The 13,103-nt window shown below is 42.6% G+C and carries 3 protein-coding genes; 1 reads left to right on the top strand and 2 read right to left on the bottom strand.

The annotated features are described in order from the left end of the window. The first annotated feature begins 355 nt into the window (after window positions 1-355). Window positions 356-3,364: an EAL domain-containing protein gene (locus N477_RS23170; protein WP_231098084.1), complete on the top strand. Its 3,009-nt coding sequence runs from the start codon at window positions 356-358 to the stop codon at window positions 3,362-3,364. Between the two features lie 62 nt (window positions 3,365-3,426). On the opposite strand, the gene N477_RS23175 is transcribed toward N477_RS23170, so the two are convergent. Beyond that, window positions 3,427-5,118, bottom strand: coding sequence for an alkaline phosphatase (locus N477_RS23175; protein ID WP_063361402.1), 1,692 nt, complete (start codon window positions 5,116-5,118; stop codon window positions 3,427-3,429). Between the two features lie 487 nt (window positions 5,119-5,605). Beyond that, entirely contained in the window at window positions 5,606-12,772 is a 7,167-nt protein-coding gene (locus tag N477_RS23180) for a LamG-like jellyroll fold domain-containing protein (protein ID WP_063361401.1), read from the bottom strand. Window positions 12,773-13,103: the final 331 nt, after the last annotated feature.

A 13,103-nucleotide genomic window follows, 5' to 3' on the forward strand; every position in this document is an offset into this window, starting at 1 on the left:
CTAGGGCTTGACAAGCTGTTTTGTCAAGCTATGACACCTTCAGAAAGCACGCTAAAATCCAGAAAAAATCAGGGTTTCAAAGAAGTTTTAAAATTCAGTGGTAAAAAGTGGGAGTAGTGTGGAATAGAGTAAAAATTAATATTAAATTTTCCCAAAATCAGCATACTAAGAATGAAAAATACCAAGCCAAAAACTCAAAGAAAAGTACGCAAAATAGATATTAATCGCAGCTTAAAATAGATAAGTCACACTGATATTTGGTGATTTACAAAGTCGCGGTTATCATATGCATGTATTTACAAATTGAGACGTTATTATTCTTTATTCATCAATAAAACAACGTTTTTTTAGACTGATGCTCGTGCTGTCTATACCAGGGCTTCTCGCTGTACTCGCACTGCTGGTCGTTCAACGTTCAGATATTCTACATAGCAAAGAGCAAGATGCGCTATTTTTTGCGAACCAAATCGCGACTTTACAGCGGGTAAATATTACTGCTGCTCAGCAATTGCTCCAAAGCCTGGCTAAAAATCAAGCACTGTTAGATACGCAACAACAAGGGTGCCCCACGTTACTAAAACATGCGCTATTAATTAATCAAGAATTCGCCAATTTTGGCTTAGCGACACCAAGTGGAGAAGTGTTTTGCTCCTTGCACCCACTGAAAGCGCCAATTAGCATTGCTGATCGCGCTTACTTTTTACAAGCAATTACGACGGGCGCATTTAGTATTGGTGAATATCAACAAGATAGAAGTGTATACACTGAAACACTCAATTTTGCACAACCCGTTTATAAAAATGATCAATTAGACATGGTGATTTTTGCCGTGCGTAGATTAACTAACTGGAGTGAATCACTGTCTCACCTACCTTTGCCGATTGGTACTCGTGTGATGGTCGCTGACAATTATGCGCAAATCGTTGCCGAATACCCGTACTCAAAAAAGCCATTAGGGCGTTCAGTAAGTGATGACTGGCCAAATGATCTTCAGCTTCATACAGTGCAAACCCTTACAGATGAAAATGGCCTCCACCATGTCTATTTCAGGCTCCCTTTACAATCTCCACAATCAGAGCTCAACATTTATTTTGACTTTCCATTTGATGATGCGCTGCATGAAGTAAACAGCCAATTTTTCATGGTCACCCTGCTTTTCTTATTGACAATATTAATGCTGAGCTGGCTTGCCCGAACACAATTAAACCGCACCTTGCTTGTTCCTTTAAGAAATTTTAGTCGTGCCATTGGTGCGCTCGCAAATGGTAAGGTTGAAAAATTAGAAGCCACTGACATGCCCAAAGAACTTGCAGAGCTTGCTGCGCACTTTGACCAAATGGCAGCTGTAAGACTTCACGCAGAAACAAACGCACACAATAAACACGCAGAACTAAGTACCCTTATCCAAGCTCTTCCTGACAACTATCTTAGGCTTAACAAAAGTGCGCAAATTTTGGATAAGCATGGTGATAGAGTCAATGACAAAGACAAGCTGCAAGACATTTTCCCAACGCATATTAATATTCGCATCAAAGCAGCATTGGCCATGTTGCCAGCTCAACCAAGTACTTACTTTGAGTATATTCACAAAGACAATAACCAACAAAAAGTCTATGAGATCCGCATCAAACGTATTGAGCATAATGGTGAAGCCATACTCATCATGCGTGACATTAGCCAAAAGAAACAGCAAGAAGAAGCACTAAACCTTGCAGCCATGACTTATAACAACAGCAGTGAATGCATGGTCATTACCGATGCCCAAGGTTATATTTTAGATACCAACCCGGCATTCACCAAAGTGACCGGATTTGAGCAACATGAAGTCATTGGTAAAACGACCTCAGTACTCAGTTCAGGTAAACACGATGCCAGTTTTTACGATCAACTGTGGCAATCAATTATCACCACGGGTAAGTGGCAGGGTGAGATCATCAATAAACGTAAAAATGGCGAGTTGTATACCGAGTGGCTCACCATAGATACGGTTTATGACGAACATGAAGAGCCGTATCGTCGTGTGGGGATCTTTGCAGACATCACAGACAAAAAACAAAAGGATGAGCAGCTTTGGCGACAAAGTCATTTTGATGAGCTGACAGACTTACCTAATCGTACTAGTTTGAAGAAACAACTAAATACATTATTTGGTTTAACCAATCACGCGTTCGCCGTTTTATTGCTAGACATAGATCATTTTAAAGATATCAACGATACATTAGGCCACTATTATGGCGATTTACTGCTAAAGCAAATTGCCAAGCGTCTAAAAAAACAAATAGAAGCAAGCGCGCGATTGACCCGTATTGGCGGTGATGAATTTGTCTTGATTTACGATCGCTGCGCAGATCGCCATACTGCCACGCACTTTGCACAGCAAGTGCTTGATACACTTAAAGACCCTTTTACGTTAGAAGGTGAGGTGTGTCATATTGCCGCCAGCATTGGCATTGCCTTGGCACCTGAAGATGGTGAAAACACCGAGCAATTGCTTAAAGCGGCCGATCAAGCCATGTATAAAGCCAAGCAATTGGGTAGAAATGGCTTTACGCTGTTTAATACCGAACTTCGAGAGCAAGCTGAGCAACGTATATTGTTACTCAAGGACATGCGCCATGCATTAACGCAAAATCAATTTGAAATGTATTTTCAACCGATTGTCTCGATGCAAACAAAACAAATCACCAAAGCGGAAGCGCTGATCCGTTGGCAGCATCCGGATAAAGGTATGATAAGCCCTGCTGAGTTTATTCCTTTGGCAGAAGAAACCCAGCTGATCCACCAGCTAGGTGAGCTAGCTTTTGATCAAGCAGTGCATGTACTTCAGCAAACTCGAGATTTAAATCAACCAATACAGCTTAGTATCAACGTCTCACCCATTCAATTTAGTGCCAAGCACACCACTTTACTGGCATGGCAACAGCAACTTGCAAAACACCAATTGACGCCAGATATGTTAGTGCTCGAAATCACCGAAGGCTTAATGATGCAAGGGGAAGGACGCAGTCAAAAACGCCTAACCAAGCTTATTCAGCAAGGGTTTTCGATTGCGCTAGACGACTTTGGAACTGGCTATTCTTCGCTTGCTTATCTCAAGCAAATGGATACGGAGTTTATCAAGATCGATAAACGCTTTGTGGATGGCATAGAGCATAATCAAGACGACTTGGTTCTGTGCGAAACAATGATTTTAATGGCTCATCAATTGGGGCTCAAAGTCATCGCCGAGGGGATTGAAACGGCCACGCAGCATGAGCTGCTCAAACAAGCTGGATGTGATTTTGGACAAGGTTATTTTTACAGCAAGCCACTACCGATGGAAAGCTTCATCACCTTTTTAACAGCTCAAGACACGCAACATTAAAAAGTAAAAAAGCCATTCAGAAGAATGGCTTTTTTTGTTTGGATTGAACTGTTTCTTATTTATTAGTTAACACCCAGAGCCGCCATCATTTTATTGGCGATATCGACGTGATGCTGCAATGTTGAGAATTGCTTTGTAATACCCTCTGGTCCAAATGCATATACAGGTACTGGCGCAGCGGTGTGAGTACCAGTGCCCCAAACTACATTTTGCTGTGTTGCAACAACGCGTGCAATCTTACCTGTGAAGTCTTCCGTACCGTATACATAGAAATCAGAAAAATCTTCGAAATGCGGCAACGGATGACCATCGTCATTTGTTTCATGAGACTCGTGAATCGTTGCGGCTTGCTCAAGCGTTACAGTATATGGCGTATGCTTAGTAATGGCCGTTTGCCACTGCTCTGCACTGCTATTTGCAAAGTTGTAACTGCCATCTACATCACCCATGATGTCGTAGAACGTGCCTTCCTGATTGTAAAGCGTATCGAGTAGACTTAATGCACCAAAATTAAATTTTGGTTTATACAAAGCATCACCCATGCCATCACCTGGTAATGGAACCGCCTCTGGCGTATTGTAATTTGAATAACTAAAACCAAAGCTACCCGTCTCGTGGTCAGCGGTTACAACAACTAACGTATCGTTGCGGTCTTTAACCCACTCATGAACAGCTTCAACTGCTTCATCAAATTTAAGTAGTTCATTTAACATCCAGCCAGCATCATTCGCGTGGCCTGCCCAGTCAATTTGACCCCCTTCGATCATCAAGAAGAAGCCATCTTCATCTTTAGATAACACATCAAGCGCTTTGATTGTCATCTCTTTTAATGAAGGCTGTGTACAGCTGTTGTCCTGCTGACACTTTTTGTATGCAATACCATCAGCCATACCCGAGTTTGCAAATAAACCCAATAACTTATCGCCTTCTACATCCATCAATTGGGTTTTATCAAATGCCAATGCATAGCCATGTTGATCTTTTGCTTCAACAACTAGGTTCTCGTTGTCACTACGCTTAGACTTTTTATAAACGCCGCTGGGCATCCCAAGCTCGGCTAGTTGCTTCTGAACTTCTTCGTTTGAAGCAACATCTTGCGGTAAGAAAACACGCGCTCCACCCGAAAGCATCACGTCTACATTACCAGATGAAATAAGCTCTTCAGCAATTTTGTCTTCATAAGAGCGGTGCGGTTGGTGTGAAGCAAAAGCAGCAGGTGTCGCATGAGTAATACGAGTATCCGAAACTAAACCTGTCGCTTTACCCATCGCTTTCGCTTTTTCTAAGATAGTCGCAACTTTATTGCCCTGAGTATCTAAGCCTATCATTTCAGAGCCTGCTGAAATACCTGTTGCTAGTTGTGTTGCAGAGCACGCGGAGTCTGTAACTAGACTGCCTGTTGGTCCATGTGGAGCGTTCAGTGATAAGCCCAAGTGGCCTGCATTGGCAAACTTAGACAGCGCGGTTTGGTTATTTTTACTTTTGTATACTGAGTTAGGTGCGCGCTGAGCATACTCCTCAAGTAAACCGACTTGCTGAGGACCCATGCCATCACCGATCATTAAAATGATATTTTTAACCGAAGTGACTGGCGTAGGAGGAACTTCTTTAACCACTTCTTTAACTACTTCCTTTACCACTTCAATTTCTTTCGCAACCTCAACTTCCTTAATGACCTCAACAGTTTGAGTGTCATCATTACAACCCGTAAGCAAAGCCGCAGACACTGCGAGTGCAACAAATTTCATCTTCATTCGAATGTTCCTAAAACGTAATCAATTGTGAGCACGCGCAAGTGTACGTACAAAAAATGACTTTTTTATTTAAGGAATATGTCACGGGGATTACACTTCTATTCTTACATGATTGTATTAAAAGGAATTATATAGCTAGGTTTTTAAACCTTCTGCTTCACGCTGCTCTCTCATCAATATATTTATTAAGACTACATACTATAAAGTTAAGCGCTGTTTAGTTAACGACGGCCTTGCAACTCTAGCTAGCATGATTCAAATACACTCTAAGCCAAACTTATATTCAACATACTGACTAAAGACCGTGTGATGTAGAGATTTAACATTGAATAGACTATTAATTAAAGGTATGAGCGCAGCTAAAAAGATCTATCGATTATGAGAACCAGAAAACCAAGTTGTGTAATACATTAGGTAATTTATCAAAATAAAAAAGCCGCGACACCTTTTGGTATCACGGCTTTAAACTTGTTAAGTGCCAGAAAACTTATTCAAACTCAATGGTCACAATCTGCTTGAGACTATATCCATTGTTGTTATCGTAAACGACATAGCTAAATGAATCACTTGCGCCATTTGCGCTACCGTTTGGCGTATAGGTAAATTCGCCTGAATACTCATTGATGACCACCTCACCATAAGCTGGCGCATCAGCGAGTCCAAACGTGATACCTGATCCACCTGGAAGCTTGCCTACAAACGAAACATACTCAGTGGTCGTAAACTTAACATTCAGACCATGATTGACTTCGGCCGCACCAAAAATAGTGCCGTTGTATCTATCAACTGCTTTATTCTTACGGGCTTCCTGTTCAAAGTCATAATAGATTAATAGGTCTTGTTCACAGCCCAACACCATGTCATCTTTACATACATTCAACTCATCCTCAGACAATGCTCGCGTCCATATAGCGACATCGTCAATGTGACCTTTAAAGGTGTTTGAAGTCGTATTTGTATGGCTATATGCTCCTATACGAAGTGGTTTATGGTTGCTCAAGTTACGTTTATTACCTAAGCCGTTACCAGAACTGGCGACTTCATTGCCGTTAATATACAACCTCACCTTGCCACCTTCCCAATCGGCGACCACTGCAACATGATACCAACGACCCGTTTTAAACGTGCCTGCCGCATAGGTCTTCTTGCCGTCATTGACAGCATCATGGTGATATTGCAATTTATTAGCGCTGTTAACACTTAAGCTCCAGCCTTTATATCCCGGGGCTGCAGATATTTTTTTCGCAAAAATATTCCGGTTTGACCCATTTGAACCTGGCTCTAAATAAATCCAAGCTGAGGCTGTAAAGTTGTCACCAGCAAAGTCTATCGAACCGTCACTTGCATCAGCAATCTCGATATAATCTCCATTTCCATCAAGTGTTAAGTACGAGTCGTATTTTTCTAACGTTGGCTCGTTAACTAACGTCATGGTACTTTGACCGACAAGATCGACTACATCACTGCTGACCATCGTATCGAAGGTGTAATAAGACATAAGTGCAGGATCATTTAACGATGCACCCAATGATCTTTGGGCTACGATACGCGCTTGAGACAATGCTTGGTTCCAAATGCGGATCTCATCAATTTGACCATTTAGCTTCTTGCTTACACCATCGTTGCCTGAACCCCATACAAAATACACATTACTTGAGTCAGCAGCGTCCACTTCAGAGATGATCAATTCACCATCTAAATACACAGATAGCTGCTGTGTCGGCTGATCATAACTGATGGCATAGTGTTGCCATTGACCAACGTTAATTGTTTCTGTCGATTTAAATGTGGTATTCGTTGCTTTGATACGTAAGCGACCATCAGAGAATATTCTGATTGCAGCTTTTGACTTGTTGTCGCTTTCGGTAAAGGTTATTAAGTTTGAATTGTCATCGGGGTTCAATGCATTCACTTTCACCCATGCTTCAATTGTATAAGAGCTATTCGGATTAAAACCTGAGTTCAGAGTTTGAAGCATGCTCTGATCCGTGCCGTCAAAGACAATAGATTGACCGAAACCGTTCATAATTGATAGATCTTTGTGGAACGGGCTTTCTACATATGTCCACTCAGAACATACAGGGCTGCCAAGATCTGTGCCATCATCAGGTGTCACACAAAATGCCACGTAGTTATCAATATCGTCTAACGACAAGGTATATGATTGGTAAAGCTCACCCTCAATCACTTGTGCGTCAGTCTCATTACCAGTTGCAGAGCGATACCATTGGAAACGCGTCGCTTCTTCGATATCTCCATCTGGATCTGAGTAAGCATAAGTCGCAGATACTGTCGACTTACCAATAAACTCACCCGTTACTGTGACATCCGAGGCAACAGGCACATTATTGTTGTAAGACAATACCGGCTCGCCGCACACGCCATTGGTATTACATAAGTCAAACGACAGGTGTGTTGTATATGAATTGTCTGCAAGGGTAACTTCAGTTGGACCACCAAAATCCGTATCAGAGAACTCAAACACCCACTCACTGTCCATCATTGGACCATAAGAGCCTTTCTCGTATTGTATGCCTTGCTTACCCATGAAGTAAGTTTGTGCATCAGTACATACAGCTTCTTGCACGTTGTAAGAAAACTCTAAGAATTTAAACGGCATTTTATATGATGCTTTCATCTTACTGTTGTTCACAAACTTAGATTCAACATCCACCGTTAATGTCGCGTCGATCATGCCATCGTTATTAACGTCATGCGTAAGCTCAGGCGTGAATACGATGTCTTCTTCTGGGTCAAAATAAATTTCTGTGCCATCTTCTAACACTAAAATTGCTGAAGGTTCAACGTTCAACTCAAAGTCTTGGAATAAATCCAACGTAATACTCACAAAAGTATCTAAGGTGCTGAACTTATAACTACGATATAAATCTTCGCCCACTGGAGCATAAAAATCGTCAATACATTGTTCAGAGGTCCCCTCGACCGCTTCCATGCCAGCTTTAGCATGCCATTTGGTCCAGTTTGACCCCCAGTATACTTCTTCAGATACCCAATCTATTAAGTCATGACCAGCAAGGAAGCGTAGTTTATCTACTTCTAAGTTAATGGCTTTCTCAACGGCTTTTCTAGCGGTGGACTTTATGTCCGCAGCTAACGTATCGCGAGTTAGGTTTTTGATATACAGCGCAATCTCTTCGTCTGTCGTTTCAGCACGAATGAAAGGTGTGATCGATGCTAAAGGATCTGAGTGATCTGTGCTGATGATTTCAAACCCATCAGTCGCACCTAGGTGAGCATAAACCACATCTACAAGGTAGTCGCCGTCAACCATGCTGGTGTCGTACGTCAGGTTTGAACTCACTTGTCTTGCGTGCGCAATAGTCGTTGCTAGCGATAACTCATAGTGGTGTTCTGCAATGAGGGTAGCAATTTCGTCATCCGTCAGCTCACGAGTTAAATCGTAAACTTCAACACCGTCTTCTAATTCGTAGCACGCAGCTCGATTAAGCGCATTGGCACAGTTGTCACCATAAATACCAAATGACTCTGAACCAACAGTTTTTTCATATGAGCCGTACTCTATTTCAGTTTTATCGTTTAGCTTTTCAAAAACATCTGATTGATATTGTACTAATAGATCTTCAATAATTAATTCCGCAGAAACTTGCACCCCAGGCGATGACGCCATGAAGTTAGCGTTTGAATCTACTTTAAATTGCGTAGTTAGATTAACTGGTTGACCCACTTGAATCTCATCAGGGTACTTCAAGTCCATTGTGAGTGGAATATCAGCTTCAACCCAACCGCCAAATAAATCTAAACCACCGACGTAATGGATTTTACCGTGCGCTAACACTCTGAAGATAGTTGCCTCAGCAGGAGTCCCTGTTTCAGGAATATCCCACGTCATCTTGGTTTCAGTTGACGCCCAATCAGGTGAACTCATACCGAGTAATTCAAGCACGGTATTGTTACCCCAATAACTGCCCTCACCACTTGCGTCACCGGAAAAGCTAATGGTCATGGCTTCCATGTCTAATACATCAACGGTAATGTTTGCCACATCTGTGGTGTTATATTGATCATAAACGATGACTTCTAAGTTATACGTAGCGGTGTTCTCAAAGTCTAAACGAGAAATGTCAGGGCTGATGCTCAATACACCCGTTTGTGCATCTAGCACTAAGTCACCATCTGTGTTGCCACTTAGAATTTGGAAAGTAACAAAGTCACCGACATCATTAGGGTCAGCCAAAATAGTGCCAATTTCAGTACCACTTGAAGAAGCTTCGCTCACAGTGAAAGATTGCGCTTCAATGGTGGGCGCATTGTTCACGGCAATACTCACACCGTCTTGCACTAACATGGTTGCAGCACCGACTGTAAACACTTTATAAGTGATATTGTCGATAACTTGCGTTGTGCCTGAATCAACCCACTGGTTGTTCGCCGCACCAATGTAGTCATCATCATCACCTAAAATGCGCAAGTTTGAGTTGCTGCTGACACTTTTATTCAATGTGATTGAGTTTGCACCTGAGCCTCGTATATCAAACACTTCTACGTTACGAACACGAGATGCTTGCGCTGCGAGATTGAGGTTAATACCTGCCCCATCAAAGATCAACGTATCTGTATTACCGCCCCCGTCGATACGGGTAAACGTATTATCAGAAATATAAATGGTATCTTCACCGGGACCTGCATACACCGCATCAGCCCCCCCATTGGTGCGAATAACATCATCACCGGTTCCAGTTGCGATATTATCTGCCGTTGCTGCACCTGCGACTGTATCGTCACCCACAGTGCCCCAAAGTGTCACCAAATTACCGTCGCCGTTTAATACATACACTGCACCGGTATTGCCTAAATTGTTTTTATCAGCAGAAGGCGTACCAAATTGAATATCTTTGATACCGTCGCCATTGATGTCACCGGCGCTGGCGATGAACTGACCTAACTGCTCGCCCCCGTTACCTTCAGAGTAGAAACCTTGTTTTGTCTCAATGATTTCGCTTAGGTAAACAGGATCTGTGCCTGCACGCCCATACACGGCATACACACGACCTTTGTTATCTTCTGCAAACGGGTCGCCAATAATGATATCGTCAAAACCATCACCATTTAAGTCGCCTGCCCCACCTATGGAGCCCAAAATAACCTGCAAATCACTGTGATCAATGTTGGACGCATCATTATGAATGACAAAACCGCCGTTGCCTTGTGCAATATCCGCTAAGTTAATTTCATCGGCAACATTTACACCACCAAATAAAATATACGCACGCGGGTGGTCAATGGCAGAGCAGCACCCTGTATCGGTCAGTAACAAGGCAATGTCGTCAACACCATCAGCATTCACGTCACCAACGTGAGAAGTGGTAAATGAAGGCAGTGTATTTAAACTTGCACGGCCAAAGTTAAAACCATAGTTGCCGCTGGCTTCAGGGATGATTTTAATGCCATTTCCACTCGACTTGATGCTGTTGTACTTTATTGATTCACCACCAATACGGCCATACGCCACATAACTGGTACCAGATGTATCAACATATAAACCGTGGCTTACGATAAAGTCCGTTAAGCCGTCACTGTTAAAATCACCGGTGGGTAATACTTGTGCACCGTAGTGCCACCCACTGAATAACCTTCGGCTTGGGCGAGTGATCGCAAAACCTTGCGTGTTGTAGTCTGTCGCAACATTGGCTAACTGAACCACGTTATTGTCTTTTTTACCGTAAACAACATAGGCTAAGTTAGGATCTGCGGTACCATCTTCTAGCAAGTCCCTTAATTCAAATGAACCAGTCCCAGCTAAAAAACGCGTAACCGTTTCACCGATAACAATGTCACCGAGACCATCACCATTCACATCGCCAACAACTAACGTACCACCAACATAGTCTTCAGTGTAAGCACCATGAATAGCAAAACCGTAATCGCTCCCGCCAGCATTCATATCAGACAATGGAACATAGTTAGTACCAGTTTTACCGAATACAACGTAGGTTGAACCTGAATTCTTACCGTTAGTACCGGCATAAGGCGCACCAACTACTACATCTGATAATCCGTCGCCGTTAATATCAACACCTCCAGCAACAGCAAAACCTGCGTTGTCGCCAGACTCAGCTCCCATGATCCCAAAACCACGAGTACCACCGATCACTTCTGTTAGGGATGGGAATGTGCCCGTTGCATCACTGAAAAGAACGTAAGCTGCACCATTATCTTCGTACATAAAGGTGCCATCATTTCGATAAACATCTGCTTGAGGAGAGCCTACAATGATATCGTCGAAACCGTCACCGTTTACATCCCCTGCTGGGGCTACTGACCAACCAGCCCAGTCATCCGCTGCTAGACCATCAATGGATTGCGCATTGTTGTTCAAAGAATCATTAATGTCGTTTACATTAATCGTGACTGTTGAATCATACATATTGCCCGCTCCATCTTTCACACGAACCGTTAATACGTACTGATTATTGCCCAACTCAAAGTCTAATTGCGTTTGGTCAGCAACTTTAATGTCGCCTTTGATTGCATCAATTGAGAACACACCCGCATCGTTACCAGAGACGATTTCATAGCTATAATGTTCCAGTGGTATATCCCAACGACCCGCCTCAAAGATTTGATAATGCAGCTCAAACTCACCAAAGCGATTTGGTACCACACTTTCGTTATCGCCATGCAAATATCCTTGCAGCATCATAGGCGCAACGAAATTGAAGCGTACCGCCGCATCAACAATGTCTTTGTCGATCCCGACCGCTTGAACGAATACAACAGGGTTGTTATAAGATTTCGAAAAAGTGATAGAAAATGGCGCATCACTGCCTGAATCAGCGACTTTGATGACGCCCGTTTCCCCCACAATTGCCAAGCTTTCTGTAAATAAAAAACCAGAGCCTTGTAGTGCGAAGACATTGATGTTTTCAGCCGCATGAGCGTCATCATCAATGTTATCAATATGCACTTTCACACGGTTTGCAGAGACTTCATCAATCGCCACACCGCTTTGAGATGTGCCATTGTAGGATGCTAAGGAGGTTAAAATCGTTGGGGTTTCTGTCATCGGCGCACTAAATGCGTGACCATACACCTGATGTGTCACCGCAGTACCTGTACTTGAAACTTCAAATGGCTTGTCATTCCAAAGTGCTGAGATGGGCTCAGCAAATGCTATCCAGCCAAGCGTTTCACCCTCACCGGTATTGGTAAAGCTTTGAATGACACTGGTGCCTTTTTTATCTAGCTCAGATTCAAGTACGGCCTCAAAGCCCAACGCACTAACGTTATCTAAGCGGTGGCGCATCAATAATCTATTGTTGTTTTTGCTCGTTAGGCCAGAATAAGAATAGGTGCTTACTTCATACTCTATTGCATAGTCACTATTGGATTGGATCTGACCAAAAACAATCGGCGCTTGCGTAAAACTTGAGGCAAATGAGATGGGCTCAAATGCTTCACCATTGGTTACCCAGTTTTTAATGTCCGTTTTACCGACTTCCAAGCGCACCGTTTTATCAGATACGCCATCAACAAAACTCACCCGACCTATGGTGGTGTTCGTTTTGGTATTTTCATCAACATGGATTGTTAATGGTGCCATGACAGCCTGCGCACTATTGGGGACAGCCGCCCCTAAAGTCAGCAAGGCTAGGCACAGTTTAGTCCGCATCATAATATTAATACCCCCTATTAATTGACAGATACAGTTCAATTTAGGGTTTATGACATGCAATTGTGCCAAGAATATGGAATGGATTAAAATATGCGCAAAACGGCATTATTTACAACAAAACAACAATTAAAATATGAGAAGCACAACAGCTAAATACCTTAATGACAAGATGAGGCAACACCTTTAAGTATCTAAAAAACAAACAAGAAGAGCGTAAAAGCAAAAACTCAAGGTTGGAATGAATTGATTGCAAGCGTGGTATTTATAAAGTGGAATTTGAGTGCAGCAGTGTACGCAGCGATGAAAAGTTGTGCTTTTAAGATTAGAAAGC

The organism is Pseudoalteromonas luteoviolacea H33-S (assembly GCF_001625695.1).
Taxonomy (GTDB): Bacteria; Pseudomonadota; Gammaproteobacteria; order Enterobacterales; family Alteromonadaceae; genus Pseudoalteromonas; species Pseudoalteromonas luteoviolacea_B.

Bases quoted from the DNA above. Each gene is read 5' to 3' on its own strand.
- N477_RS23170 (WP_231098084.1), top strand. From the start codon at position 356: ATGCTCGTGCTGTCTATACCAGGGCTTCTCGCTGTACTCGCACTGCTG.
- N477_RS23175 (WP_063361402.1), bottom strand. From the start codon at position 5,118: ATGAAGATGAAATTTGTTGCACTCGCAGTGTCTGCGGCTTTGCTTACG.
- N477_RS23180 (WP_063361401.1), bottom strand. From the start codon at position 12,772: ATGATGCGGACTAAACTGTGCCTAGCCTTGCTGACTTTAGGGGCGGCT.